Origin of the sequence: Actinosynnema sp. NPDC059797 (assembly GCF_042732085.1) — a bacterium.
Lineage (GTDB): Bacteria > Actinomycetota > Actinomycetes > Mycobacteriales > Pseudonocardiaceae > Actinosynnema.
On sequence record NZ_JBHWIE010000014.1, the window covers coordinates 38,093 to 63,385 of the forward strand.

Genomic DNA, 25,293 nt, shown 5'->3' on the forward strand with positions numbered 1-25,293 from the left:
GCCACCTCTTCTCAGGTGCATTGCGTCCTGTGCAATGGGTATTTCAAGGGAAGCAACGGGGATGCTATGACCGATTCGGCAAGCGGTCTAGACCAAATCCGCCCAAAGGCGCACCGCGTCGGCGGACAGCGGGGCGTCCCAGCCCCCGGGGCGCACCGCGCCGCCGACGTGGAACGCGGTCACCCCGACCGCCTTCAGGGGCGCGACGTGCCCGGTCTTCAGCCCGCCGCCGACGAGCAGGCGGACCCCGTCCTGCCGCGCGGCCAGCCGTTCCAGGACGCCGAGCCCGTCGGCCACGCCGCGCCGGTCGCCCGCGGCGAGCACGGTGTCGCAGCCCAGGCCGGCGACGACGTCCCACGCGGCCTCGGGGTCGGCGGAGTTGTCCAGCGCCCGGTGGAACGTCCAGGCGCACCCGTCGAGCTCCCGCAGCACCTCCGCGCAGGCGGCGACGTCGACCCGCCCCAGGTCGTCGAGGAAGCCGAGCACGAACTCGGACGCGCCCGCCTCCCGCAGCGCCGCGGCGTCGCGCCGCAGCCGGTCGAGGTCGCCGGGGGCGAACCCGGGCGCGTCCCGCAGCATCACCCGGACCGGCAGGTCGGTGGCCTTGAGGACGTCCCGGAGCACGCCCACCGGCGGCGTCAGCCCGTCCGCGGCCATGTCGACGGTCAGTTCCAGGCGGTCGGCCCCGCCGGCCTGGGCGGCCTCGGCGTCGGCGGCGTGCAGCGCGATGACTTCCAGCATGGTCTGGACCATAGCGAGCCGGCGGGCGCGCCAGGAGAGGTGTCAACTGTTAATCGGCGCTCGTGTATCCAGCGTAGAACTACTCACTCTTTGTCTGATGACGGATCCTCACCGCTACCGGTGACCCGGGGCTCTGGGGGGAAGGGGAGGCGGTCGATCGGCTTCGAGGGGTGCCGATCGGACGCCGCCCGAGGAGGGGGGACGGCGGTCCGCGGTGCGAGGGGGGCATCGCGGGCCGCCGCCGTGATGGCGGTGGGGGTGTGTGACGATCGACTTCGGACGGGGGACGCGAAGAGGAGGTGAGGACGTGGGAGAACTCCGCACGGCCGGTGAGCGCCCACCCTGGGAGGGCTTGGACGGGACGGACCGCCACGCCGCCTGCGTCATCGCCGCGCGCGACGGCGACCGGAGGGCGCTGGACGTGCTGATCGCCGACCTCACCCCGCTCGTGTGGCACATCGCCCGCGGGCACGGGCTGGACCGCAGCACCGCGGAGGACGTGGTGCAGACGGTGTGGCTCGCGCTGCTGCGGCACCTCGACCGCCTGGTCGAACCCCGCGCGCTGGCCGGGTGGCTCGTCGTGACGACGCGCCGCGAGGCCCAGCGCACCTGGACGCCCAGCCGCCGGGAGGCGTCGCTGAACGACGAGCTGGCGGAACAACTGGAGAGCGAGTACGGGCTGCCCGAGGACGCCGCCCTGGTCGACGACCGGGACCACCGGTTGTGGCGGGCGTTCGGGCGGCTGTCGCAGAGGTGCCAGGAACTCCTGCGACTCACCGTGCTGGCCGGGCGGGCGGAGTACCGCGCGGTAGCCGAAGCACTGTCCATGCCACGCGGCAGCATCGGCCCGACCAGGGGTCGGTGCCTGACCGCTTTGCGCGCACATCTCGACGCGGAAGGAGGATCGCGGTGAACGACATCGACCCGCGCGATGACCGCAGAGGCCAAGAGGACACCGCTGTCCTCACTGAACTGAACCGCCTGGTGTACGAGTTGGACGCGCCCCCGCCGGGGCTCGTCGAGCGGATCCAGTTCGCGGTCGCCCTGGAGAACCTGGACGTCGAGGTGGCCCGCTGGGAACGGGCCGGCTCGTTCGCCGGCGTGCGCGGCGGGAGTCCCGGCACCATCACGTTCACGGTGGACAACCTGACCCTGATGGTGAACTTCACCTCGACCGGGGCCAGGCACCGCATAGACGGCTGGCTCGTGCCGGCGGGTGAGCACACGGTCGAGGTGAGGGTCGCCGAGCACGAGTCGAGCACCACCAAGGCCGACGACGGCGGCCGGTTCGTGCTGTCCGACGTGCCCGCCGGGACCACGCAGATCGTCGTGCACCTGGTGAACTCCCGAGGCGAGCCCGGCCGCACGGTCGTGACGCCCACGATCATGTTGTAGCCGGTTGACCGGGGGTCGGCCCTGCCCCGTCCCACCAGTTCGTCGAGCCAGTCAGCCCCACCACCGGCCGGACCACCGGCCCAGGGCGCGTTCCGCGCACCGCGCCGAAGACGTATCCGCCTCACGTGCCCGCGGCATGTGCCCCCGCGACATGTGCCCCGCGACGCCCTCTCCGCGCCCTCTCCGCGCCCTTCGGTGCCCTTCCACGCGCTTCCGCGCGCTTCTCCGCGCCTTTCTGCGCCTATTTCCGCACTTCTCCCGCGCCTCTCCCGGAATGCCGCCACATTTCCCGGAATGCTCTTGGCGTTTGCGCAGAAAATCATTCCCACCCGTGGACGCTGAACACCCCCGCGTCCACGCCCCCTCGCCTCCCCGCCGCCTCCGACTCCCCCAAAGCCCGCAACCCAACCGCGGCGTATTCCAGCAGCTCACGAGGCAGATCACCGATCGCGAACCACCGCACCGCCGAGCACTTTTCGGGCTCGAGCACCGCAGGCTCACCACCCCACTCACGCACCGCGAAGAACACCCCCACCCGCGCCTCGACCCCAGGCGCGACCGCGTGAGTGAGGTGAAAAAACCTCAAATCCTCCCCGCGCACCACCACCCCCACCTCCTCCGCGATTTCCCGCACGGCCGCGTCCAGCAGCGACTCCCCGCCCTCGACCTTCCCGGCCGGCAAGTGCCACTTCCCGTCGAACCGGGAATCACGATCACGCCGCCGGCTCAGCAGCACGCGCCCGTCGCCGCGAACAAGCGCCACGTGCACGTCCACCAGGTGCCGATGGCTCACCGGAACGCGCCGCTCAACGCACCAATCTCATCCACAGGCACACCCCACCCCACGACGCCTCCCCCTTCCGACCAGTCCACCCCCGACCAGTCCACCCCCGACCAGTCCACCCCTAGAACCCGGCCTATGCCCGAGCCGGCCCAGCCTGGGCCACCCAGCTCCAGCCAACTCGCGCCACCCCAGCGCCAGCCACCCGTGCCAGCCAACCCAAGCCCAGCGCCAGCTCAGACCAGGCGCCAGTTCCAGCCTGGCCCAGCCCAGTCCCGGCCAACCCGGGCCTAGGGCCAGCCGGGTCCCTGTCCAGCCCACACCCTCCTCGAGCCGGGGACACCCTCTGGGCCAGCCCACTCTCCAAGTCAGCCCCCGGAGCCAGCCGCTCCTCTGAGCCAACCCGGCTCAGGCCAGGCGCAGGTCCGGTCCTGGCCCGCCGGGTTGGCGGGGCCCAGGTCGGGCGTCCTCCTGGCCACGCGCGTCCCGACTGGGTGGGACCGGGCGGAGCGGCCTGGGTGCATGGCCGGGTCGGCAGGGGGTGGGGGCTGGTCGTATGGCGCGGTGCAGTGCGGTGTGCGGTGGCGGTGTGCGGTGGTGGTGTGCGGCGGGCGGTGGCGGCAATCGTGGGGGGCGTGGGTCGTAGGGCGTGGGTGGTAGGTGGTGGGTGGTGGTCATGGCGGGGTGGTTCGGGCGTCGATTTCTCTAACCGATGTCCGTAACGCCGTTTCCGTACATCCCCGGGCGATGATCACCCGATCGTGTCCGACCGCCCCACGACCACCGCACCCAACCCGGACCAACCCCACCCACCCAACAGGAAGGGCCCGGTTCGCGCGAGGCGAACCGGGCCCTTTCCGACCTCAACCAACCGAGCCGATCCCCCCTCGCCCGGCCCGTCGAGAGCCGGGGTTCGGGGTCGGATCAGGCGGGGTCGATCAGAAGTCCATGCCGCCGGCGTCCGGGACGGCCGGGGCGCTGCCCGCCTTCTCCGGCTTGTCCGCGACAACGGCCTCGGTGGTGAGGAACAGCGCGGCGATCGACGCGGCGTTCTGGAGCGCCGAGCGGGTCACCTTGGTCGGGTCCGGGACGCCGGCCGCGAGCAGGTCCTCGTAGGCACCGGTGGCGGCGTTGAGGCCGTGGCCCACGGGCAGGCCCTTGACCTTCTCCACCACGACGCCGCCCTCGAGGCCGGCGTTCACGGCGATCTGCTTCAGCGGCGCCTCGACGGCGACCTTGACGATGTTCGCGCCGGTGGCCTCGTCGCCCTCCAGGCGCAGGCCCTCGAACGCGGCCTCGGCGGCCTGGAGCAGGGCCACGCCACCACCGGCGACGATGCCCTCCTCGACGGCGGCCTTGGCGTTGCGCACCGCGTCCTCGATGCGGTGCTTGCGCTCCTTGAGCTCGACCTCGGTGGCGGCGCCGGCCTTGATGACCGCGACACCGCCCGCGAGCTTGGCCAGGCGCTCCTGGAGCTTCTCGCGGTCGTAGTCGGAGTCCGACTTCTCGATCTCGGCGCGGATCTGGTTGACGCGGCCCTGGATCTGCTCGGCGTCACCCGCGCCCTCGACGACGGTGGTCTCGTCCTTGGTGACGACGACCTTGCGGGCCTTGCCCAGCAGCGACAGGTCGGCGTTCTCCAGCTTGAGGCCGACGTCCTCGGTGATGACCTGGCCACCGGTCAGGGTGGCGATGTCCTGGAGGATGGCCTTGCGGCGGTCGCCGAAGCCCGGGGCCTTGACGGCGACGGACTTGAAGGTGCCGCGGATCTTGTTGACGACCAGGGTGGCCAGGGCCTCGCCCTCGACGTCCTCGGAGATGATCAGCAGCGGCTTGCCGGACTGCATGACCTTCTCCAGCAGCGGGAGCAGGTCCTTCACCGTGGAGATCTTGGAGCCGTAGAGCAGGATGTACGGGTCCTCGAGGACCGCTTCCTGCCGCTCCGGGTCGGTCACGAAGTAACCGGAGATGTAGCCCTTGTCGAAGCGCATGCCCTCGGTGAGCTCCAGCTCGAGCCCGAGCGCGTTGCTCTCCTCGACGGTGATGACGCCTTCCTTGCCGACCTTGTCCATGGCCTCGGCGATCAGCTCGCCGATGGTCGAGTCGCCCGCGGAGATGGACGCCGTGGCGGCGATCTGCTCCTTGGTCTCGACCTCCTTGGCGGTCTTGTGCAGCTGCTCGATCACGGCCTCGACGGCCTGCTCGATGCCGCGCTTGAGGCCCAGCGGGTTGGCGCCCGCGGCCACGTTGCGCAGGCCCTCGCGGACCAGGGCCTGGGCGAGCACGGTGGCGGTCGTGGTGCCGTCACCGGCGACGTCGTCGGTCTTCTTCGCCACTTCCTTGACGAGCTCGGCCCCGATCTTCTCCCAGGGGTCCTCGAGCTCGATCTCCTTGGCGATGGAGACGCCGTCGTTGGTGATGGTCGGCGCGCCCCACTTCTTCTCGAGCACGACGTTGCGGCCCTTGGGGCCGAGCGTCACCTTGACGGCGTCGGCGAGGGTGTTCATGCCACGCTCGAGACCGCGGCGGGCATCCTCGTCGAACGCGATCATCTTGGCCATTGCGGTGTGTTCCTCCGCCTGATTACGAATGGGGCCACTGCGGACGCGCGCCCGCAGCGGAACACGGTGCTTCGGCCAGGCTCGGTGCCCGCGACGGACGACCTGCTCCTGCACGAGGAGCCGGCCTCACCGTCCCAGCCTGCGTGTTGGCACTCGGTGGGCCCGAGTGCCAACACCGTGTTTAGCACTCGACGGAGGAGAGTGCAAGAAGTCCTGGTCAGCGAGACGTGCGGACGGGCACGCTGGTGGGCAGGTTTCGCCCGGAAGTGGTGCCGCCGACGTCGATCGACTGGTTGGTGGTCTGGACGGGGTCGCTCGGCGGCTCGTCCTTGGGGGTGAGGATCAGGATGAGGACGACGATCGCGGCGATGGCGACCGCGCCGACGAGGACGGGCGCGAGCCAGGCGGGCCGGCCCTTGCCGGTGTCGTTGAACGCGCTGCTGCCGACCTGCGCGGGCGGGCGCAGCCGCACGGGTTCCTGGAGGAAGCCCGGCTGTTGCTGCTGGTACGGGGGCCGGTAGGGCTGGGCGGGGACACCGCCGGTCTGCGGGCCGGGCCCGGGGCCGTGACCGGGCACCGGGCCGTGGCCGGCGCCGTGTTCGGGTCGCCGGGCGGGCGGGGCGGTCTGGGGTGCGGCGGACAGCGCCGCGCGGGCCGCGTTGACCAGCTCCGCGCAGGAGGCGAACCGCTGGGCCGGGTCCTTGGCGGTGCCCCGGCGCAGCACGTCGTCGACGGCGGGCGGCAGCGACACCAGGGCGCTCAGCGACGGGGTCTCCGAGGCGAGGTGGCCCTGGATGACGTCCTGCACGCCGCCCTGGAACGGCGGCCGCCCGGACAGGCAGGCGAACAGCATGCACGCCAGCGCGTACTGGTCGGTGCGGCCGTCCAGCGGTTCGCCGCGCAGGTGCTCGGGCGCGGCGTAGGTGGGCGAGCCGAGGAAGTCGCCGGTGCGGGTGCGGTGGCCGGTGGCGCCGCGCCTGGTCAGGCCGAAGTCGGCGAGGTAGACGTGCTCGCGCGAGGCTTCCTTGGTGGTGACCAGCACGTTGGCGGGTTTGACGTCGAGGTGGACGAGGCCCTTGCCGTGCAGCATGTCGAGGGCTTCGGCGACCTGGCCGAGCAGGGTGAGGGTGCGCGCGGGCGGCAGCGGGCCGTCCTTGATCAGCGCGGCGAGGTCCTGGCCGTCGACCAGGCGCATCGCGATGTAGAGCAGCCCGTCGACCTCGTCGAAGTCGTAGAGCGGGACGATGTTGGCGTGGTCGATCGCCGAGGTGTTGCGCGCCTCGTCGACGAACCGCTCGCGGAACTCGGCGTCGGCGGTGAGGTGCTCGCCGATGACCTTGAGCGCCACCTTGCGCCCGAGCCGCACGTCGGTGGCTTTGTAGGTCACGCTCATGCCACCCCGGCCGAGCACCCCGTCGATGCGGTAGTGCCCGAGCCGCCGTCCAGTCAGGTCTTCCGACACGCGAGGCAGCCTAACGTCCGCGTGCCGCGACGTGCGCGGGGTTCCCGGCAAACCTCCCGGCGGGCGCCCGGGACCCGGTGGTGGACCGCCCGACCCGCCGCGGGGCGGGCCGGGCGGGTGTCACGGGGCCTTCCGGACGTCCGACGCCTGGCTGCGGCCGTCGCGGCCCGCCTGGATCTCGAACTCCACGCGGTCTCCCTCGGCCAGCGTGCGGAAACCCTCCATCTGGATCGCCGAGTAGTGCACGAACACATCTGGCCCGCCGTCGGCGGCGATGAAGCCGTACCCCTTCTCCGAGTTGAACCACTTGACCGTGCCGACAGCCAAGACGTCCTCCTTCGAGAAATACCTGAGCAAACCGCCACGCTAGAGGCACGAGGGGGTCCGCCGATACCTCCTTATGGAGTCATGCGCGCGTACTGAATCCGTTGTCCCGCAACCAAGTGGCCAATGAGCGCGGGCTGTGGGTCCGGGTGAGCACCAGCCCGGGTCCGGCGAAGTCCAGGACCAGCCCCTCGCCATTCCGCACGGATTGGGGCGCGTCGGGGGAAACCGCGCGCAACCGGCACTGGAGGCTGTCGGCGAAGGCCACGACGTGCCCGGAGTCGACGGTGACCAGCTCGCCCGCCTCGAGGGTGACCACGTCGAGCGCGCCGTAGCAGGACAGCACCACGGGGCCGGTGCCGTAGGCGTAGGCGAACGCGCCGCTGTCGCCGCCGTGGAGGGCGCGGACGGGCGGGGCGGCGGGGTCGAGGCGGGCGGTGGCGGCGGAGGCGAGCCAGGCGGTCCTGGACACGCACCAGCCCGCCGCGCCGTCCAGCTCCAGCACGTGCAGGTCGCCGGGCAGGGGCGGGGCGACGTCCACCCAGCCGCCCTCGGGGCCGGCCGTGCACAGGGCGGCGCTGACGCCGGGGGCCTTGGCGCGGACCTCGACCGCCGTGCCGTAGCTGGTGGCGAGCACCGAGGAACGCTCGACGAGCACCGGTTCGCCCGGTGCGAGCACTAGTCGGGCCACCCCCGCTGCCGGGGTGTGGCGCGTGCGGACCTGCAACGTTCTCCCCTGCCTTGATCAGCCGCTCGGAGCAGTCTGCCACGGGAGGGGCAGGATGGTGTCCGTGTCTGAGCTGACCAGAGTCGCCGATCACAAGGCCCGGGTGGCCGGGCTCGTGGGTGTGCTGCCGGTGGTGGAGCTGCCCGTCGCGGACTGCCTGGGCCTGGCGCTGGCCCGGGACCTGGTGGCGCCGATCGCGCTGCCGCCGTTCGACAACTCCGCGATGGACGGGTACGCGGTGCGGGCGGCGGACGTGGCGGCGACGCCGGTGACGCTGCCCGTGGTGGAGGACATCCCCGCAGGTCGCACGCGTGTGCCGCCGTTGGAGCCGGGTACCGCGCACCGGATCATGACGGGTGCGCCGGTGCCCGCGGGCGCGGACGCGGTGGTGCAGGTGGAGTGGACCGACGCGGGCACGTCCGCGGTGCGGGTGGACCGGTCGGTGGAGCCGGGCCGGAACGTGCGGCGCGCGGCGGACGACGTGGCGCCCGGCGCGGTGGTGCTGGGCGCGGGCGCGCCGCTGGGGCCCGCGCAGCTGGGCCTGGCGGCGGCGCTGGGGTTCGGCGCGCTGCCGGTGCGCCGGCGACCGCGGGTGCTGGTGCTGTCGACGGGTTCGGAGCTGGTCGCGCCGGGGCGGCCGCTGGAACCGGGGCAGATCTACGAGTCGAACGGCGTGATGCTGGCCGCCGCGGTGCGGGAGGCGGGCGGTGAGGCGGAATTGCTGCGTTTCGTGCCGGACGACGTCGAACAATTCCACGCGGCGGTCGAATCGCGAATCGAATCGTTCGACCTGCTGCTCACTTCCGGCGGGGTGAGCGCGGGCGCGTACGAGGTGGTGAAGGACGCGTTCTCCGGGCGGGGCGTGGAGTTCACGAAGGTCGCGATGCAGCCGGGCGGTCCGCAGGGCGCGGGCCGTTACCGGGGGGTGGCGGTGGCGACGCTGCCGGGGAACCCGGTGAGCGCGCAGGTGTCGTTCGAGGTGTTCATCCGGCCGGCCCTGCGGGCGGCGATGGGTTTCACGCGGGTGGAGCGGCCGACGGCGGTGGCGCGGCTGAGCGCGCCGGTCGGCTCGCCGCCGGGGCGCACGCAGTTCCGGCGCGGCGCCTACGACCCGGTGTCGGGGCGCGTGGTGACGCCGGTGGGCGGTCCGGGTTCGCACCTGCTGTCGGCGCTGGCGATCAGCGACTGCCTGATCGAGGTGCCCGAGGACGTGGTGGAACTGGCCGAGGGGGACGAGGTCACCGTGCGCATGTTGCACGGAGAGTGATCCGGTGTCACTCTGACGTGTTGATCATCGGGTGTGATCGGGATTACACTGGTCACCATCCCCGGCCGGCCGGTCCGTGCGTTCCGTCGGGGGGCGCACGGCCCGGCCGACCGGGGCCCGGCACGCCCGAGCGCTCGGCCGCGTAGCGTGTGACAGGCCGGAACCGCCCCGACACGGAAGAGCCATGACCGACCAGAACCGTGGTGCCGTCTCCCACTTCCTCGAGCTCGCCAAGGGGATCGTCCCCCCGATGAACCCCGCGGGCCGCCCGTTCGTGGCCGGCGCGGCCGTCGTGACGCTGCTGCTGCGCCGGTACTCCAAGCGCCTCGGCGTGGTCGGCGCGGTCCTCACCGCGTGGGTGGCGTGGTTCTTCCGCGAGCCCGCGCGCACCACCCCCACCCGCCCCGGCCTCGCCGTGGCGCCCGCCGACGGCACCGTGTCCCACGTCGTCGAGGCCGCGCCGCCCGCCGAACTCGGGCTCGGCGACGCCCCGATGACCCGGATCAGCGTGTTCCTGTCCGTGTTCGACGTGCACGTGCAGCGCACCCCGGTCGCCGGGCTGGTGCGCCGCGTGGCGTACCGGGCGGGCAAGTTCCTGTCCGCCGACCTGGACAAGGCCAGCGAGGACAACGAGCGCAACGCCGTGTGGCTGACCACGGCCGACGGGCACGACGTCGCGGTCGTGCAGATCGCCGGCCTGGTGGCGCGGCGGATCGTGTGCCACGTCGCCGAGGGCGACAAGGTGGCCGCCGGGCAGACCTACGGGCTGATCCGGTTCGGCTCGCGCGTCGACCTGTACGTGCCGGCGGGCAGCCGGGTGCTGGTCGAGGCCGGGCAGCGGACGATCGGCGGCGAGACCGTGCTCGCCGAACTCCCCTCGGAGGGCTGAGCGGATGGCTCCCAGCGGGCCCGGCATCAGGCTGCTGCCCAACGCCATCACGGTGCTCGCGATGTGCTCGGGGCTGTCCGCGGTGCACTTCGCGATCGTCAACATGTGGGGCGCGGCCATCGCCGCCATCGCGGCGGCCGCGGTGTTCGACGGGCTGGACGGGCGACTGGCCCGGCTGCTCGACGCGACCAGCAAGATGGGCGCGGAGCTGGACTCGCTGGCGGACGCGATCTCGTTCGGGGTCGCGCCCGCGCTCGTGGTCTACGTGTGGAAGTTCGACGGGGCGCGCGAGGGCTGGGTCATCGCGCTGATCTTCGCGGTGTGCATGGTGCTGCGGCTGGCGCGGTTCAACACCCTGCTGGAGGTCGAGCGGCCGCCGTTCACCAAGGAGTTCTTCGTCGGCGTGCCCGCGCCGGCGGGCGGCCTGCTGCTGCTGCTGCCGCTGATCGTGGACGAGCAGCTGCGCCGGCCGGGCTGGTGGTCGGAGCCGGTGGTCGTCGGCGTGTGGACGGTCGCGGTGGCGATGCTGCTGGTGAGCCGGATCCCGACGCTGTCGGTGAAGACGATCAAGGTGCCGCCGCGGTTCGTGGCGCCGCTGCTGGTGCTCGTCGGCCTGCTGGCGGCGGCGGTCATCACGTTCCCGCTGGTGGCGCTCATCGCGGCGATGCTGGTGTACCTGGCGCACCTGCCGTACTCGGTGCGCCGGTACCGGTGGCTGGCCAAGCACCCGGAGGCCTGGGAGGTGCCCGCGGCCGACCGGCGGGCGATCAAGCGGGCGCACGGCGTGGCGGCCCGGCGGTTGGGGCTGCGGCAGCCGCTGCGGGGCCGGGTGGCCGGCGCGGCCCTGCGCGCGGTCCGACGGCCCAGGCGGATCGACTCCGCGCAGGGGTCGGAGACGAACGGGCAGGCGCGGACGGGACCGGGGTCGGGCTCGGACGCGAGCAAGCGCCGCGGGTGGCGACAGATCGGTTTGCGCAGGCACGACCGCCTGTGACGGGCTACCGTTGATCTCGCGCCGGGCCCGTTCGACACGATCGAGTGATCATCGCCCGCGAGATGTACGGAAACGGCGTTACCGCCATCGGTTGGATATGAAGGAACCGCCGACCAGCCCCGCCCAACGACCCGAGCAACCAGCCCCCGCACGATCCCGCCCCTCGGCCCTCCACCCCCCGTGACCCCGCTCCCGACTTCGCCCCCGACCTCGGCCCACCCCGTGTGACCCGGACCCCCGCACTACGCTCGACGCCGTGATCACCCTGACGGCCCGCCTGTCCCCCTCGGCCCTGGACACCCGCCGCGGCGTGGTGCGGCTGCACCCGGAGGTGCTGGACGCGCTGGGCCTGCGCGCGTGGGACGCGGTGAGCCTGACGGGCGCGCGGGTGAGCGCGGCCCTGGCCGCCGCCGGCGACGGCCCGCCCGGGGTGGTGCTGCTCGACGACGTGACCCTGTCGAACATCGGGGTCGTGGAAGGCGCCGAGGTCGTGGTGGCCCCGGTGGAGGTCTCCGCCGCCCGGCGGGTGGTGGTCGCCGGGTCGAGGTTGGCGAGCACGTCGCTCGCGCCGGAGACCCTGCGCATGGCGCTGACCGGCAAGGTGCTGACGGTGGGCGACGCGGTGTCCCTGCTGCCGCAGGACCTCGCCCCGCCGCCGGGGACGGACCTGAGCGCGACCAGGCGCAAGCTGGCGAACGCGATCGGGATGACGTGGACGAACGAGCTGCTGACCATCACCGCCACCGAACCCGCCGGGGTGCCGGTGGCCGTGCAGCCGTCGACGGTCGTGGGGTGGCGCGACGGGGCGAGCACGGGTGACGCGCCGGGCTCGGCGCGGGCCGGAACCGGTGCGGCCGGGGTCGGTGGGGCTGGTTCGGGCGGGATCGGGTCGGGCGGGATCGGCGCGGCCGGACGTGGTGCGGCCGGACGTGGCGGGGTCGGCGCGGGTTGGGCAGGCGGCGGCTCGGCGGGTTCGGGTGTTGCGGGCGGAGGACCGGGCGCCGGGTCGGCGGGTTTCGGCGCCGCGCTCGCCGAAGCGGACGGGGACGGGGTCGTCGCCGGCCCACCCGTGCCGGTCGCGGACCTGGTCGGGCAGCAGGACGCCGCCAAGCGGCTCGCCGAGTGGCTCGACCTGACGTTCAGCCACCCGGAGCTGCTGGCCAGGCTCGGCGCGACCCCTCGGCTCGCGACGCTGGTCAGCGGCCCCGAGGGGGTCGGCAAGACGACGCTCGTGCGGGCCGTCGCGCACGCGGCCGGGGCGGTGGTCGTCGAGGTCGCCGCGCCGAGCATCGCGGTCCTGGAGGCCAACGCGACCGTGCAGCGGCTGGCGGACGCCCTGGCGTCGGCGGCCTCGGCGCAGGCGCCGGCGGTGCTGCTGTTGACCGACGTCGAGGCGCTGTTGCCCGCCGCCACGCCGCCGCCGGTGGCGACGGTGGTGCTCGACGCGTTGCGCGGGCGGCCCGAGGGGGTCGCGTTGGTGGTCACGAGCGCCCACCCGGAGGCCGTGGACCCGCGGTTGCGGGCGCCGGAGCTGGTGGACCGCGAGCTGGTGCTGCCACTGCCCGACCAGGCGGCGCGGACGGAGCTGCTGCGGGTGCTGCTGCGGGACGTGCCGGTCGAGTCCGATGTGGACTTCGGCGCGGTGGCCGACCGGACGCCGGGTTTCGTGGCGGCGGACCTGGTGGCGCTGCGGCGGGAGGCGGCGGTGCGGGCGGTCCTGCGCCAGCGGGACGCCGCGGAACCCCGGGTGGCGCAGGAGGACCTGATGGGCGGGTTGGAGACCGTCCGGCCGATCTCGATGTCCACTTCGGACACGCTGCGCACGGGCGGTCTGACGCTGGCGGACGTCGGTGACATGGTCGAGGTCAAGCAGGCGCTGACCGAGGCCGCGCTGTGGCCGTTGCAGTACCCGGACTCCTTCGCGCGCCTGGGTGTCGCGCCGCCGCGCGGGTTGCTGATGTACGGGCCGCCGGGGTGCGGGAAGACGTTCCTGGTGCGGGCGCTGGCGGGCACCGGCCGGTTGAACGTGCTGTCGGTCAAGGGCGCCGAGCTGATGGACAAGTTCGTCGGCGAGTCGGAGCGGGCGGTGCGGGAGCTGTTCCGGCGGGCGGCCGAGGCGGCGCCGGCGCTGGTGTTCCTGGACGAGGTCGACGCGCTGGCGCCCCGGCGCGGGCAGTCGTCGGACTCGGGGGTGTCGGACCGGGTGGTCGCGGCGCTGCTGACCGAGCTGGACGGGGTCGAGCCGCTGCGGGACGTGGTCGTGCTGGGCGCGACGAACCGGCCGGAGCTGGTCGACCCGGCGTTGCTGCGGCCGGGCCGGTTGGAGCGGCTCGTGTACGTGCCGCCGCCGGACGCGGAGGCTCGTGCCGAGATCCTGCGGGCGTCGGCGCGGAACACGCCGCTGGCCGAAGACGTGGACCTGGCGGCGTTGGCGGAGGAGCTGGACGGGTACTCGGCGGCGGACTGCGCGGCGCTGATCAGGGAGGCCGCGTTGACCGCGATGCGGGAGTCGCTGTCCGCGACGGAGGTGACGGGTGCTCACCTCGCCGCCGCCCGGACGGCGGTCCGGCCCTCGCTGGACCCGGCTCAGCTCGCCGCCCTCGCGGCCTACGCCGAGTCCCGCAAGGGCTGACCGCCGGCGGGAGCGGACGACACGCCCGGCCCGACCGGAGGACACGTGACACCGGACCGGACGACACGCGATGCCCGGCTGGATGACACGCCCGGCCCGACCGGAGGACACGCCCGGCCCGACCGGAGGACACGCCCGGCCCGACCGGAGGACACGCCCGGCCCGACCGGAGGACACGCGATGCCGGAATGGAGGACACGCGGTGTCCGAGTGGAGGACACGCCGGGGTGGGCGGAGGATTTGGGTGCGGGCGAGGAGGGTGACGGGTGAGCGGTGACGTGGAGCGGCGGGCGCGGGGGTTCGTCGCGGGGCCGGACTGGGTTCGGCACGCCGTGTGGTGGCACGTCTACCCGCTCGGGTTCACCGGGGCCGAGCCCCGGTCGGGCGCCGACACGCCGGTCACCCACCGCCTGGGTCACCTGGTCGCCTGGCTGGACCACCTCGTGGAGCTGGGCGCGTCCGGGTTGGCGCTGGGGCCGGTCTTCGCGTCGGAGACCCACGGCTACGACACCACCGACCACTACCGCGTCGACCCCCGCCTGGGTGACGACGGCGATTTCGACGCGCTCGTCGCCGCAGCTTCGGCCCGGGGTGTGCGCGTCCTGCTCGACGGCGTCTTCAACCACGTCGGTCGCGGGCACCCGGCGTTCCGGGCGGTGCTGGAGCGGGGTCCTTCGGCGCCCACCGCGCCGTGGTTCCGGCTGCGCTGGCCGGACGCGCCGTGGGAGCCCGGGGTCGAGCCCGACTACGACGACTTCGAGGGCCACCGCCACCTGGTGGCGCTCGACCACTCCTGTCCGGCCGTGGTCGACCACGTCGCCGACGTGATGAACCACTGGCTCGACCGGGGCGCGGCGGGGTGGCGCCTGGACGCCGCCTACGCCGTGCCGACGGAGTTCTGGGCGCAGGTCACCAAGCGTGTGCGCGCTCGTCACCCTGACGCTTACCTGATGGGTGAGGTCATCCACGGCGACTACACCGCGTTCGTCCACGGTGGCGGTCTCGACGCGGTCACGCAGTACGAGCTGTGGAAGGCGGTGTGGAGCTCGCTCAACGACCGCAACTTCCACGAGCTGGCGCACGCGCTGAGCAGGCACGACGGGTTCCTGGAGCACTTCGTGCCCTACACGTTCCTGGGCAACCACGACGTCACGCGCATCGCCAGCCGCCTCACCGACCCCGCCCACCTGGCGCACGCGCTCGTCGTGCTCGCCACCACCGGCGGCACCCCGGCCGTCTACGCGGGTGACGAGCACGGTTTCCGCGGCGTCAAGGAGGACCGGGCGGGCGGTGACGACGAGGTCAGGCCGCCGTTCCCGGCCTCGCCCGCCGACCTGTCGCCGCTGGGGCTGCCCGTGTTCCACCTGCACCAGGAGCTGCTGGGGCTGCGGCGCAGGCACCCGTGGCTGCACCGGGCGCGGACCGAGGTGCTGGACGTGTCGAACGAGTTCCTGTCCTACGCCTCGACCGGGGAGGGGCAGCGCGTGGTGGTCGCGCTGTCCACCGCCGGAGGCCCGGTCGAGGTGCGGGTGCCGGGAGCCGGGGCCGGCGGTGTGCTCGCCGGTCGGGCCGGGCTCGACGCGCCGGGAACGCCGGGGGCCAGGGCACGCCTGGAGCCCGGCGGGTGGGTCGTCCTGGCGGGCTGAACCGCCGACCGGACCGGCTCACCCGCCGGCATCACCCGATCGGACGGTCCCGAACGCTGAACTCAGGGGTCCTGGACGTACGACTCGCCGGGCGCGAACGTACGACTCGCGGGGGCTGAGTGCATGACTCGCGAGGTCTGAGTGCATGACTCGCGAGGGTTGGGGGCATGACTCGCGAGGGTCAGGAGGTTTTGCCGGAGGGGCCGCGGTAGCTGTCGGTGGCGATGACGATGATGCCCGGATGGGCGTCCTCGATGCCGTCGAAGCGGGGTTTGGCCTCGGCGTTCAGGATCTGGGCGAGTTGGCGGGCCGAGGCTTCCTCGTCGGTGCCGGGGCGGTAGTAGACCGTGGTGGTCGGGATGATGCCCTGGGAGTAGTTGGAGGTGTCGGCGACGTCCCAGCCCGCGCTGCGCACGTCGTCCGACACGCGGGCGGCCAGGCCGGCGATCGTGCCGTTGTTGTAGACGCGCACCGGCGGCTTGGCGACGACCGGGGGCGGTGGCGGGTCGGTGGCCTGGCCTTGTCCCTGGCCTTGCCCCTGGCCCTGGCCTTGCTCCTGGCCCGCGGGGGCGCCCGTGGTGGTGGGCGGTGCGGTCGTCGGGGCGGGCGCGGACGACTCGGTGGTGGTGGCCGGGGTGTCGGACGCCGGGGGCGACGACGGGGCCTGCGAGTCGGGCGCGGTGGTCGACGACGGGGGCGCCTGGGCGGCCGGGGGCTCGTCGCCCGAGCCGCCGAAGAGGCTGATCACGCCGATGACCAGGGCGATCGCGGCCAGGCCGAGCAGCACGTAGCCGGCGGCGCGGGCGGGTTGGGCGGTGCCCGCGGGCTGTTCCGGGTTCGTCATCGGCGCTCGGCACCCAGCCGCTTCGCCGCGCGGGCGCGCTGCCTGCCGGATCGTGACCTGCGCAGTCTCTTGATCAACATCGGGTCCGCGGCCAACGCCTCTTCCTTCTCGATCAACGCGTTGAGCAGTTGGTAGTACCTGGTGGCCGACATGTCGAACAGCTCTTTGATCGCCTGTTCCTTGGCGCCCGCGTACTTCCACCACTGGCGTTCGAAGGCCAGGATCTCGCGTTCCCGGTCGTTCAAACCGTCGTCCGGCTCCTCCGCCGGCGCCAGTGCCTCTGCGGCGTCCACTCAGGCTCCTCAGCCGTGTCCCGTGCGTGGAGGCCATTACATCACGTGATCTTGATCGGGGTCGGCTCATCGGTCGGCGCGTCCGGACAACGCGCCGATAGGCTGCCCGTCATGGCAGTTCTCCCGATCCGGATCGCCGGAGATCCCGTGCTCCACAACCCGACCCGCCCGGTCGAGGTGTTCGACGACGCGCTGCGCACCCTGGTCGAGGACATGTACGAGACCATGGCGGCGGCGAACGGCGTCGGGCTCGCGGCCAACCAGGTCGGGGTCGACCTGCGGTTGTTCGTCTACGACTGCCCGGACGACGACGGCAACCAGTTCCGGGGCGTGGTGGTGAACCCGGCGCTGGAGACCTCCGAGGTCCCGCTGGGCATGCCGCACCCGGACGACGACTTCGAGGGCTGCCTGTCCGCGCCGGGCGAGTCGTACCCGACGGGCCGGGCGTCGTGGGCGAAGGTCACCGGCGTCGACACCGAGGGCAAGCCGATCGAGGTCGAGGGCACCGGGTACTTCGCGCGCTGCCTCCAGCACGAGACCGACCACCTGGACGGGATCATCTACCTCGACCGGCTCGTGGGGCGGCACAAGCGGGCGGCGAAGCGGATGCTCAAGGCCAACGGGTGGGGCGTGCCCGGCCTGTCCTGGGACCCCGCCACCTCGGAGGACCCGTTCGCCGACGATGACGACGACGACTGACCAGGGCGACTGACCGGAGCGACCGACCAGGGCGACCGACCCGGGCGACGGGACGAACGGGACGAGACGGGCGACGGGGCGGGCCAGGAGGGTCGGTCACGGAGTGGGGTGGACGGGCTCGGCCGGGTGGTCGGAGACCGTGCGCACCCGGTCCCGGAGCGCCCGGTCGGCGTCGTCCCGGTCGGGTTTCGGCCGGTGCTCGGGGCGGGTCGGGCGCTCGGGCCGCCGCCACGGCAGCTCGGGGAACGAGGTCAGCTCGAGGTGGCTGGCGCAGGCCGCCAGTTCGGCGTAGTCGCCGGCGATGACCGCGGCCCGGACGCGCCGCAGCTGGCCGACCGTGGGCAGGTCGCCGGCCAGCAGGAACGGCATGAGCAGCCGCCAGGCGCGGACGACGGCGGCGCGCCGCCGGTGCGGTGCGCGCAGGGCGGCCCTGGCCACGCGCAGCACGTGCTCGCCGGCGGTCATGGCGCCCGGGTAGCCGGCGTGGTCCCACGACCAGCGCAGGCCGTCGGCCACGGCGCAGCGCCAGCAGTCGGTCGGGCCGGTGCCCAGCTCGTCGCCGCACTGGGAGCAGGCGACCAGGGTCATCGCCCAGTCGGTGCACGTCCACGGGTGCCTGCCGACCTCGTCGGCGAGGACCAGCTCGGCGAGTTCGCGCTCGCCCGCGCCGCCCTCGGTGAGCTGTTCGGCGGCCAGCAGCTCCTGCCAGTCGAGCAGCCAGTACTGGTCCACCAGCTCGGCGCAGAACCGGCACCCGGGGTAGCCGCGGCCCGCCAGGTCGCCGCACGACGGGCACGGCGAGACCGCGGCGGGGCGCGCCACGCGCCGCGCGCCGGGCGGGAACGGCTGGTGATCAGCCACGCGGAGAAAGGTACGCGCAAACGGCTGCCGTTGGCATCCGCACCTTGGCATCGGCGCGGGGGCGTGGCTATGGTCGGTCGGACAACTCAACACACGCGGGAGCTCGCGCCACAGCGGGCTGAGAGGGCGGCTGAACACCTGGCGCCGCCGACCGCCGGAACCTGACCGGGTAATGCCGGCGTAGGGAGGAAATGTCGTGACGGCACTCGACGACCGTTCGGTCAAGCCCAGCGTCACCACCGGACCCATCTCGGGGTCGAGCAAGGTGCACCGGGACGCGGGCGAGGGCATCAGGGTCCCCTTCCGCAGGGTGGGGCTGACCAACGGGGAGCACGTTGACCTGTACGACACTTCCGGGCCGTACACCGACGGGTCGGCGACCATCGACGTCCACAGTGGACTTCCGAGGTTGCGGGCGGACTGGGTGGCGGGCCGGGAGCCGGTGAACGGGGCGGTGACCCAGCTGGCGTACGCGAGGGCGGGCGTCGTCACGCCGGAGATGCGGTTCATCGCGGTGCGGGAGGGCATGAGCCCCGAGTTCGTCCGGGACGAGGTGGCGAGCGGGCGGGCGGTCATCCCGGCGAACCGCAACCACCCCGAGTCCGAGCCGATGATCATCGGCAAGAAGTTCCTGGTCAAGATCAACGCCAACATCGGCAACTCCGCGGTGACCTCCTCGATCGAGGAGGAGGTGGAGAAGATGGTGTGGGCGACGCGCTGGGGCGCGGACACGATCATGGACCTGTCCACCGGCAAGCGGATCCACGAGACGCGCGAGTGGCTCCTGCGCAACTCGCCGGTCCCGGTCGGCACCGTGCCGATCTACCAGGCGCTGGAGAAGGTCGACGGCGACCCGGCGAAGCTGTCGTGGGAGGTCTACCGCGACACGGTAGTCGAGCAGGCCGAGCAGGGCGTCGACTACATGACGGTGCACGCGGGCGTGCTGCTGCGGTACGTGCCGCTGACCGCGAAGCGGGTGACCGGCATCGTCTCGCGCGGCGGGTCGATCATGGCCGCGTGGTGCCTGGCGCACCACCGGGAGAGCTTCCTCTACACGCACTTCGAGGAGCTGTGCGACATCCTGCGCGCCTACGACGTGACGTTCTCGCTGGGCGACGGCCTGCGGCCGGGGTCGATCGCGGACGCCAACGACGAGGCCCAGTTCGCCGAGCTGCGCACGCTGGGCGAGCTGACGCACGTCGCGCGGGCCCGCGACGTGCAGGTGATGATCGAGGGACCCGGCCACGTGCCGATGCACAAGATCGCGGAGAACGTGCGGCTGGAGGAGGAGTGGTGCGGCGAGGCGCCGTTCTACACCCTCGGGCCGCTGGCCACCGACATCGCGCCCGCCTACGACCACATCACCTCGGCGATCGGGGCGGCGCAGATCGGCTGGCTGGGCACCGCGATGCTGTGCTACGTCACCCCGAAGGAGCACCTGGGCCTGCCCAACCGGGACGACGTGAAGACCGGCGTGATCACCTACAAGATCGCCGCGCACAGCGCCGACCTGGCCAAGGGCCACCCCGGGGCGCAGGAGTGGGACGACGCGCTGTCCCGGGCGCGGTTCGAGTTCCGGTGGGAGGACCAGTTCAACCTGTCGCTGGACCCCGACACCGCGCGGTCGTTCCACGACGAGACGCTGCCCGCCGCGCCCGCGAAGACCGCGCACTTCTGCTCGATGTGCGGGCCGAAGTTCTGCTCCATGAAGATCACCCAGGACGTCCGCCGGTACGCCGAGGAGCGCGGCCTGTCCACCGTGGAGGCGATCGAGGCGGGCCTGGAGGAGAAGTCGCACGAGTTCACCGACCACGGCGGCAAGGTGTACCTGCCGGTAGTGGACTGATGGGAGGTCGACCGATGGCCGCGACGCCGCCGAGGGTCCTCACGATCGCCGGGTCCGACTCCGGCGGCGGCGCGGGCCTCCAGGCCGACCTGCGGACGCTGTTCGCGTGCGGCGTGCACGGCATGACGGCGGTCACCGCGGTGACCGTGCAGAACTCGCTGGGCGTCACCGGGTACACCGAGATCCCGCCGGAGGTGGTGGCCGCCCAGATCGAGGCGGTGGCCACCGACATCGGCGTGAACGCGGCCAAGACCGGGATGCTCGCGTCGGCGGCGATCATCGAGGCCGTGGCGGGCGCGCTGGACCGGGTCGACGTGGGCCCGTTCGTGGTGGACCCGGTGGCGGCGTCGATGCACGGCCAGCAGCTGCTCGCCGACGACGCGCTGCACGCGCTGCGGACCCTGCTGTTCCCGCGGGCCACCCTGGTCACGCCGAACCTGGACGAGGTGCGGCTGATCACCGGCCTGGACGTGCGCAGCCGCGCCGACCAGCGCAAGGCCGCCGAGGCGCTGCACGCCATGGGCCCGCGGTGGGTGCTGGTCAAGGGCGGGCACCTGTGGGACGACCCGGAGTGCCTGGACGTGCTCTACGACGGCGAGGAGTTCTTCGAGTTCCTCGGGCCGCGCTACGACGTGACGGACACCCACGGCAGCGGTGACACGCTGGCCTCGGCGATCTGCTCGCGGCTGGCGCGCGGCGAGTCCGTGCCGGAGGCGGTGCGGTTCGGCAAGGACTTCATCGTCCGGTCGGTGGCCGCCGCCTACCCGCTGGGCGGCGGCGTCGGTCCGGTGTCGCCGCTGTGGCGGCTGGAGGGCTAGCTTGGCGGTGTGAGGGTCGACCTGACCGGGGCTCCGGCGACGATGTTGGCGACGCTGTACGCGCGGGCGCTCGACGCCCGCGCGGCACGCCCCCTCCTGGGTGACACCGCGGCGGCCGAGGCGGTGTCGCGCATCGAGTACGACTTCCGCCGCACCGGCATCGACGAGCGCACCGCGGCCGGCGTGGCGCTGCGCGCCAGGCTGCTGGACGACTGGACCGCGGAGTTCCTGGCCCGCGTCGGCGAGGCCACCGTGCTGCACCTGGCGTGCGGGCTGGACACGCGGGCGCGGCGGGTGGCGTTCGGCCCCGGCGTGCGGTGGGTCGACGTGGACCTGCCGGAGGTCGTGGCCGTGCGGGAACGGCTGCTGGCCCCGCCGCCGGGCGACTACCGGCTGGTCCCGGCGTCGGTCACCGACGAGGCGTGGCTCGCGGAGGTGCCCGCGGACCGGCCGACCGTGGCCGTGTTCGAGGGCCTGTCCATGTATTTGACCGAGGACGAGGCGCGCGGCCTGGTGCGGCGGGTCGCCGGGCGGTTCGGCTCCGGCGAGCTGCTGTTCGACGCGTACGGGCCGCTGGGGATCAGGCTGCAGAAGCTGGTGCCCGCGGTGCGGCGGGCGGGCGCGACGCTGCACTGGGGCCTGGCCGACCCGGCGGTCGTGGAGTCGTGGCACCCCGGGCTGCGGTGCGTGGACGCGCTGCGCAGCGTGGAGATGCCGGGCGTCGACCGGCTGCCGCGGCGGGCCCGGCTGCCGCTGCGGGTCATGGCCCGGCTGCCCGGGTTCAGGGACGTCGGGCACATGCTGCGCTACCGCTTCTAGAGCCGGCGCAGGTAGTTCCCGTACAGCGCCCGCAGGTCCACCGCCTCCGGGTCGAGCAGCCACAGCACCAGCGCGCCCTCGAGGAACGCCACCAGCTCGGCGGCGCGGTCCTCGTCGAGGAACCGGGCGAACGCCCGCCGCAGGACCCGGTTGCGGCGCAGGAACCGCTCGCGGACCCCGCCCGGCCGGGCCAGGTGCTCGGCCTGGAGGACCGCGTGCAGGGTGGCCAGGCCCCGGTGGCGCATCGTGTGGTCGGCGTCGGCGAGCAGCGCGGCCTTCAGGTCGTCCAGGGTCTCCGGCACGGCGCCCAGGCGGGCCGCGGCGCGGGCGTCGAACTCGTCCAGCACGGCCTGGAGCAGGTTGTCCTTGGAACCGAAGTGGTGGATCACCGCGGACGGCGTCACGCCGGCGCGCTCCGCGACGGCCGCCACGCCGGTGGCCGCGTAGCCGTGCCGCCCGAACAGCTCGATGGCGGCGTCGACCATCGCGCGGCGCCGCTCGACGCCCCGCTTCTGCACCTGACCCTTGACCCCGGCGATGGGACGCAGCTTATCGGGGTTTATCCGGGTGACGGGCCGCCGCGCCACCATTATCCTGCACGACCATGCAGGAAAATGAGCTGAGGACCGAGGTCACCATCGACGCGCCGGTCGAGCGCGTCTGGGCCGTGCTGACCGACTTCGCCCGCTACCCCGAGTGGAACGACCTGATCGAGTACGTCTCCGGCAGCGCGGTCGAGGGCGCGCCGGTGCGCACCAGGGCCGCGTGGGGATCACCCGCGCAACGCGAGTTCGAGGGCCGGATCACCGCGGTGCGACCGCCCGCGCTGCTCGCCTCGGAGGGGGGCGACCCCGAACTGTTCTTCGGGCGGCACCGCTGGGAGCTGACCGCGGTGGCGCCCGGCACGACCAGGCTGGTCAACCGGGAGGCGTGGAGCGGGCCGCTGGCCGACTCCGTGTACCAGCGGAGCAAGGACCTGCTGACGGGCGAGTTCGACGCGTTCAACCGGGCGCTCAAGGCCGAGGCCGAACGCCGCCGGTAGCGCGGCGGGGACGCGTGGCGGGAACGCGCGGCGGGAACGCCGGTCGGGCCGCCCAGGTCTGCCCGCAGCCGGGTCAGCCCACCTCGCCGACCAGCACCTCCAGCGCGGGCAGGGCGGCCACCAGCGCGTCGCGGTGCTCCGGCGGCAGCTCCTCGATCCGGCGCTGCAGCTCGCGCACCCGCGCCGACCGCACGCCCGACACCATGGTCTCGCCCTCGGGCGTCGGGGTCGCCAGCCACGCGCGCCCGTCCTGCGGGTCGGGCTCGCGCCGCACGTAGCCCGCCTCCACCAGGGACGCCACGATGCGGGACAGGGTGGGCGGCGCGACGCCCTCCTTCGCGGCCAGGTCGCCCAGCCGCATCGGCCCGCAGCGCGCCAACGTCGCCAGCGCGGACACCGCACCGGGCCCGAGGCCGGGGGAACCGGTGCGGCGCAGCAGCCTGGAGAGCCTGCCGATCGCGAGGTACAGCCGGGCGGTGGCGTCCTCGACCTGGTCGGCGGTCACGGGAGGGTCCTCCTCGGGCAGGCGGCGATGGAAGCACCCATCATGCCGTGCCGGGCAATCACCCCACCGCAGGACTCGACGCGTGCGCCCAGAACCGCTTGGGGATGCGCCCCGCCGACCGCGCCAGCCGACCGGCCTCCACGCCCGCGCGCATCGCCGCCGCCATCCGCTCGGGGTCCTGCGCCCTGGTCACCGCGGTCGCCAGCAGCACCGCCGAACAGCCCAGCTCCATGGCCAGCGCCGCGTCCGACGCCGTGCCGACGCCCGCGTCCAGCACCACCGGCACCGACGCCCGCGCCACGATCAGCTCGATGTTGTGCGGGTTGCGGATGCCCAGGCCGGTGCCGATCGGCGAGCCCAGCGGCATCACCGCGGCGCAGCCCAGCTGCTCCAGGCGCAGCGCCAGCACCGGGTCGTCGTTGGTGTAGGGCAGCACCGTGAAACCGTCGTCCACCAGCCGCTCGGCCGCGTCCAGCAGCTCCACCGGGTCCGGCAGCAGCGTCCGGTCGTCCGCGTGGACCTCCAGCTTCACCCAGTCGGTGCCCAGCGCCTCCCGCGCCAGCCGGGCGGTCAGCACCGCCTCCGCCGCGGTGCGGCAGCCCGCCGTGTTCGGCAGCGCCTCGATGCCCAGCCGCGACAGCAGCTCCAGCACCCCGCCGCCGCCCGCGTCCAGGCGCCGCATGGCCACCGTGGTCAGCTCCGTGCCGGACGCCACCAGGGCCCGTTCCAGCACCGCCAGGTTCGCCGCGCCGCCGGTGCCCATCACCAGGCGCGAGCCGAACTCCCGGCCCGCGATCACCAAGGGGTCGTCCACGTCAGCCTCCCTGCACCGCGGTCAGCACCTCGACCACGGCGCCCTCCGGCACCGCGGTCGTCCCCCACGCCGCGCGCGGCACGACCTCGCCGTCCACCGCGACCGCCACCCCGCTCGCGGGGGCGCCGAGCAGCGCCAGCACGGCCTCGACGGTCGCACCGTCGGCCAGCTCGCGCTCCACACCGTTGACCTTGGCCTTCAGCAATTGTTTCCTCCTTCGCGGAGCAGGGCGACCACGCGCCGCGCCGTCACCGGCGCGAGCAGCAGGCCGTTGCGGTGGTGCCCGGTGGCGGCCAGCACGCCGGGTTCCAGCCAGCCGATCACCGGCGCGTTGTCGGGGCTGCCCGCGCGGAACCCGGCGGCGGCCTCGACCAGCGCGTACTCGGCGATGCCCGGCCACACCACCTCGGCGTCGCGCAGCAGGTCGCGCACCCCGCCGACGGTCACGTCGCCGTCGAAGCCCGCCTCGTACTGGGTGGCGCCCAGCACGAAGCCGTCCCGGCGCGGCACCAGGTAGACCGGGCGGCCGGACACGTGCGCGCGGATCGTGTGCCGGGGCGGCGGCAACGCGCCCGGCCGGGCCGCCAACCGCAGGATCTCCCCCTTGACCGGGCGGATCACGGACCGCAGCGCCGGGTGCAGGTCGCGGCTCCACGCGCCGGCCGCGATGACCGTCACGTCCGCCTCGCCCGGCTCCGGGGAGAAGCGCACCCCGTTCAGCTCGCACGCGCCGCGCAGCGCGCGCAGCAGCTCCCGGTTGTCCACGGCCACGTCGCCCGGCACCGACAGTCCACTCCGGACCGCGCCCAGACCCGGCTCCAGCGCCCGCAGCTCGCGGCCGGTCAGCCGCCGGGCCGACCGGCCCACCGTGCCCAGGTAGGCGCACAGCTGGTCCAGCACCCCGGCGTCCGCCCGGTCCACCGCCACCGCCAGCGTGCCCGCCGGGGACAGCTCCACGCCCAGGTCGCGGGCGAAATCCGGCCACAGGGCCAGCGACTCGACGCCGAGGCGCAGCACCTCCTCGTCGCCCGGCCACGCCTCGGTGACCGGCGCCAGCATGCCACCCGCCACCCGCGAACCGCCGTGCGGCGAGCCGTGGTCGACGACCTCCACCCCGAACCCGCCGCGCGCCGCGAACCACGCGACGGACAGGCCGATCACACCGCCACCCAGGACGGTCACCCGCGTTGTCAAAGGCACTCACGCTCCCTGCGCCGGCATGACCCGGATCAGGTTCGACGGTCGGAGCGAACCACGCTCCCTCTCAGCCCGGTGATCTCCGGGCTCCCGTGCGGACCACCTCCACCGTAGCGCACGGAACGCCGCGGCCGTT

Annotated in this window: 26 protein-coding genes and 1 riboswitch; of the genes, 12 read left to right on the forward strand and 14 right to left on the reverse strand. The window is 73.6% G+C overall.

All coding sequences use genetic code 11. The features are described from left to right. Positions 1-87: 87 nt before the first annotated feature. The gene (locus ACFV4N_RS07000; protein ID WP_499671570.1) at positions 88-741 is read right to left on the reverse strand and encodes a copper homeostasis protein CutC; all 654 of its coding nucleotides are present in this window, start codon (positions 739-741) and stop codon (positions 88-90) included. A gap of 307 nt (positions 742-1,048) precedes the next feature. Between ACFV4N_RS07000 and ACFV4N_RS07005 the strand changes: the two genes are divergently transcribed. Together ACFV4N_RS07005 and ACFV4N_RS07010 are read left to right on the forward strand one after the other, a co-directional pair. Next, positions 1,049-1,654 carry an RNA polymerase sigma factor gene (locus ACFV4N_RS07005; protein ID WP_499671571.1) on the forward strand — a complete coding sequence of 202 codons (606 nt, stop codon included), beginning with the start codon at positions 1,049-1,051 and terminating at the stop codon, positions 1,652-1,654. Positions 1,655-1,713: 59 nt separating this feature from the next. Then, positions 1,714-2,136, forward strand: a complete 423-nt coding sequence (locus ACFV4N_RS07010; RefSeq protein WP_380646577.1) for a carboxypeptidase regulatory-like domain-containing protein — start codon at positions 1,714-1,716, stop codon at positions 2,134-2,136. A 319-nt stretch (positions 2,137-2,455) separates the two neighbouring features. Here ACFV4N_RS07010 and ACFV4N_RS07015 read toward each other — a convergent pair whose 3' ends face one another. From ACFV4N_RS07015 to ACFV4N_RS07035, 5 genes are all read right to left on the reverse strand, one after another. Then, complete coding sequence (locus ACFV4N_RS07015) at positions 2,456-2,911, reverse strand: NUDIX domain-containing protein (RefSeq protein ID WP_499671572.1); 456 nt, start codon at positions 2,909-2,911, stop codon at positions 2,456-2,458. Between the two features lie 944 nt (positions 2,912-3,855). Continuing rightward, complete coding sequence (gene groL / locus ACFV4N_RS07020) at positions 3,856-5,478, reverse strand: chaperonin GroEL (RefSeq protein WP_499671573.1); 1,623 nt, start codon at positions 5,476-5,478, stop codon at positions 3,856-3,858. 217 nt (positions 5,479-5,695) lie between these two features. Then, the gene (locus tag ACFV4N_RS07025; RefSeq protein ID WP_499671574.1) at positions 5,696-6,940 is read right to left on the reverse strand and encodes a serine/threonine-protein kinase; all 1,245 of its coding nucleotides are present in this window, start codon (positions 6,938-6,940) and stop codon (positions 5,696-5,698) included. Positions 6,941-7,060: 120 nt separating this feature from the next. Next, complete coding sequence (locus ACFV4N_RS07030) at positions 7,061-7,267, reverse strand: cold-shock protein (protein ID WP_033443686.1); 207 nt, start codon at positions 7,265-7,267, stop codon at positions 7,061-7,063. Positions 7,268-7,346: 79 nt separating this feature from the next. Continuing rightward, positions 7,347-7,991, reverse strand: a complete 645-nt coding sequence (locus ACFV4N_RS07035; protein WP_499671575.1) for an AIM24 family protein — start codon at positions 7,989-7,991, stop codon at positions 7,347-7,349. 55 nt (positions 7,992-8,046) lie between these two features. Between ACFV4N_RS07035 and moeA the strand changes: the two genes are divergently transcribed. From moeA to ACFV4N_RS07060, 5 genes are all read left to right on the forward strand, one after another. Further along, positions 8,047-9,258: a molybdopterin molybdotransferase MoeA gene (gene moeA / locus ACFV4N_RS07040; RefSeq protein WP_499671576.1), complete on the forward strand. Its 1,212-nt coding sequence runs from the start codon at positions 8,047-8,049 to the stop codon at positions 9,256-9,258. A gap of 184 nt (positions 9,259-9,442) precedes the next feature. Continuing rightward, positions 9,443-10,147: a phosphatidylserine decarboxylase gene (locus ACFV4N_RS07045; protein ID WP_499671577.1), complete on the forward strand. Its 705-nt coding sequence runs from the start codon at positions 9,443-9,445 to the stop codon at positions 10,145-10,147. 4 nt (positions 10,148-10,151) lie between these two features. After that, the gene (pssA, locus tag ACFV4N_RS07050; RefSeq protein ID WP_499671578.1) at positions 10,152-11,141 is read left to right on the forward strand and encodes a CDP-diacylglycerol--serine O-phosphatidyltransferase; all 990 of its coding nucleotides are present in this window, start codon (positions 10,152-10,154) and stop codon (positions 11,139-11,141) included. A gap of 256 nt (positions 11,142-11,397) precedes the next feature. Then, complete coding sequence (locus ACFV4N_RS07055) at positions 11,398-13,773, forward strand: AAA family ATPase (protein ID WP_499671579.1); 2,376 nt, start codon at positions 11,398-11,400, stop codon at positions 13,771-13,773. 266 nt (positions 13,774-14,039) lie between these two features. Next, entirely contained in the window at positions 14,040-15,419 is a 1,380-nt protein-coding gene (locus ACFV4N_RS07060) for an alpha-amylase family protein (RefSeq protein WP_499671580.1), read from the forward strand. Between the two features lie 181 nt (positions 15,420-15,600). Here the strand turns inward: ACFV4N_RS07060 and ACFV4N_RS07065 are convergent, their stop codons facing one another. Continuing rightward, positions 15,601-16,263, reverse strand: coding sequence for a LytR C-terminal domain-containing protein (locus ACFV4N_RS07065; RefSeq protein WP_499671581.1), 663 nt, complete (start codon positions 16,261-16,263; stop codon positions 15,601-15,603). Next, positions 16,260-16,556: a DUF3263 domain-containing protein gene (locus ACFV4N_RS07070; RefSeq protein WP_499671582.1), complete on the reverse strand. Its 297-nt coding sequence runs from the start codon at positions 16,554-16,556 to the stop codon at positions 16,260-16,262. The genes ACFV4N_RS07065 and ACFV4N_RS07070 overlap by 4 nt, the downstream gene beginning before the upstream one ends. Positions 16,557-16,667: 111 nt before the next feature. On the opposite strand from ACFV4N_RS07070, the gene ACFV4N_RS07075 reads away from it, so the two are divergent. Continuing rightward, the gene (locus ACFV4N_RS07075; RefSeq protein ID WP_499671583.1) at positions 16,668-17,255 is read left to right on the forward strand and encodes a peptide deformylase; all 588 of its coding nucleotides are present in this window, start codon (positions 16,668-16,670) and stop codon (positions 17,253-17,255) included. A gap of 96 nt (positions 17,256-17,351) precedes the next feature. Here the strand turns inward: ACFV4N_RS07075 and ACFV4N_RS07080 are convergent, their stop codons facing one another. Next, positions 17,352-18,116: a hypothetical protein gene (locus ACFV4N_RS07080; protein ID WP_499671584.1), complete on the reverse strand. Its 765-nt coding sequence runs from the start codon at positions 18,114-18,116 to the stop codon at positions 17,352-17,354. 196 nt (positions 18,117-18,312) lie between these two features. On the opposite strand from ACFV4N_RS07080, the gene thiC reads away from it, so the two are divergent. Genes thiC through ACFV4N_RS07095 form a run of 3 tightly spaced genes read left to right on the forward strand, consistent with a single transcriptional unit; the run spans position 18,313 to position 21,599 of the window. Beyond that, positions 18,313-19,962, forward strand: a complete 1,650-nt coding sequence (thiC, locus tag ACFV4N_RS07085; RefSeq protein ID WP_499671585.1) for a phosphomethylpyrimidine synthase ThiC — start codon at positions 18,313-18,315, stop codon at positions 19,960-19,962. 14 nt (positions 19,963-19,976) lie between these two features. Next, positions 19,977-20,780: a bifunctional hydroxymethylpyrimidine kinase/phosphomethylpyrimidine kinase gene (gene thiD / locus ACFV4N_RS07090; RefSeq protein WP_499671586.1), complete on the forward strand. Its 804-nt coding sequence runs from the start codon at positions 19,977-19,979 to the stop codon at positions 20,778-20,780. 9 nt (positions 20,781-20,789) lie between these two features. Next, positions 20,790-21,599: a class I SAM-dependent methyltransferase gene (locus ACFV4N_RS07095; protein WP_499671587.1), complete on the forward strand. Its 810-nt coding sequence runs from the start codon at positions 20,790-20,792 to the stop codon at positions 21,597-21,599. Here ACFV4N_RS07095 and ACFV4N_RS07100 read toward each other — a convergent pair. Next, positions 21,596-22,117: a TetR/AcrR family transcriptional regulator gene (locus tag ACFV4N_RS07100; RefSeq protein ID WP_499671588.1), complete on the reverse strand. Its 522-nt coding sequence runs from the start codon at positions 22,115-22,117 to the stop codon at positions 21,596-21,598. The genes ACFV4N_RS07095 and ACFV4N_RS07100 overlap by 4 nt on opposite strands. Before the next feature lie 86 nt (positions 22,118-22,203). Here ACFV4N_RS07100 and ACFV4N_RS07105 point away from each other — a divergent pair, with 86 nt between their 5' ends. Further along, a complete protein-coding gene (locus ACFV4N_RS07105; RefSeq protein ID WP_499671589.1) occupies positions 22,204-22,641 on the forward strand; it encodes an SRPBCC family protein in 438 nt (145 codons plus the stop codon). Positions 22,642-22,714: 73 nt separating this feature from the next. Here ACFV4N_RS07105 and ACFV4N_RS07110 read toward each other — a convergent pair whose 3' ends face one another. The 4 genes from ACFV4N_RS07110 to thiO all read right to left on the reverse strand — a co-directional run bounded on the left by ACFV4N_RS07110 (position 22,715) and on the right by thiO (position 25,160). After that, positions 22,715-23,146 carry a MarR family winged helix-turn-helix transcriptional regulator gene (locus ACFV4N_RS07110; RefSeq protein WP_499671590.1) on the reverse strand — a complete coding sequence of 144 codons (432 nt, stop codon included), beginning with the start codon at positions 23,144-23,146 and terminating at the stop codon, positions 22,715-22,717. Between the two features lie 58 nt (positions 23,147-23,204). Beyond that, a complete protein-coding gene (locus ACFV4N_RS07115; RefSeq protein ID WP_499671591.1) occupies positions 23,205-23,960 on the reverse strand; it encodes a thiazole synthase in 756 nt (251 codons plus the stop codon). A gap of 1 nt (position 23,961) precedes the next feature. Next, a complete protein-coding gene (thiS, locus tag ACFV4N_RS07120) occupies positions 23,962-24,162 on the reverse strand; it encodes a sulfur carrier protein ThiS (RefSeq protein WP_499671597.1) in 201 nt (66 codons plus the stop codon). Then, positions 24,159-25,160, reverse strand: a complete 1,002-nt coding sequence (gene thiO, locus ACFV4N_RS07125; protein ID WP_499671592.1) for a glycine oxidase ThiO — start codon at positions 25,158-25,160, stop codon at positions 24,159-24,161. Before thiO ends, thiS begins: the two co-directional genes overlap by 4 nt. Further along, positions 25,150-25,261: riboswitch (TPP riboswitch) on the reverse strand. (Overlaps the previous gene by 11 nt.) Positions 25,262-25,293 lie beyond the last annotated feature (32 nt).

Coding starts and splice junctions, on each gene's coding strand:
- ACFV4N_RS07000 (WP_499671570.1), bottom strand. CDS start 741: ATGCTGGAAGTCATCGCGCTGCACGCCGCCGACGCCGAGGCCGCCCAG.
- groL (WP_499671573.1), bottom strand. CDS start 5,478: ATGGCCAAGATGATCGCGTTCGACGAGGATGCCCGCCGCGGTCTCGAG.
- moeA (WP_499671576.1), top strand. CDS start 8,047: ATGGTGTCCGTGTCTGAGCTGACCAGAGTCGCCGATCACAAGGCCCGG.
- ACFV4N_RS07045 (WP_499671577.1), top strand. CDS start 9,443: ATGACCGACCAGAACCGTGGTGCCGTCTCCCACTTCCTCGAGCTCGCC.
- pssA (WP_499671578.1), top strand. CDS start 10,152: ATGGCTCCCAGCGGGCCCGGCATCAGGCTGCTGCCCAACGCCATCACG.
- ACFV4N_RS07065 (WP_499671581.1), bottom strand. CDS start 16,263: ATGACGAACCCGGAACAGCCCGCGGGCACCGCCCAACCCGCCCGCGCC.
- ACFV4N_RS07075 (WP_499671583.1), top strand. CDS start 16,668: ATGGCAGTTCTCCCGATCCGGATCGCCGGAGATCCCGTGCTCCACAAC.
- thiD (WP_499671586.1), top strand. CDS start 19,977: ATGGCCGCGACGCCGCCGAGGGTCCTCACGATCGCCGGGTCCGACTCC.
- ACFV4N_RS07105 (WP_499671589.1), top strand. CDS start 22,204: ATGCAGGAAAATGAGCTGAGGACCGAGGTCACCATCGACGCGCCGGTC.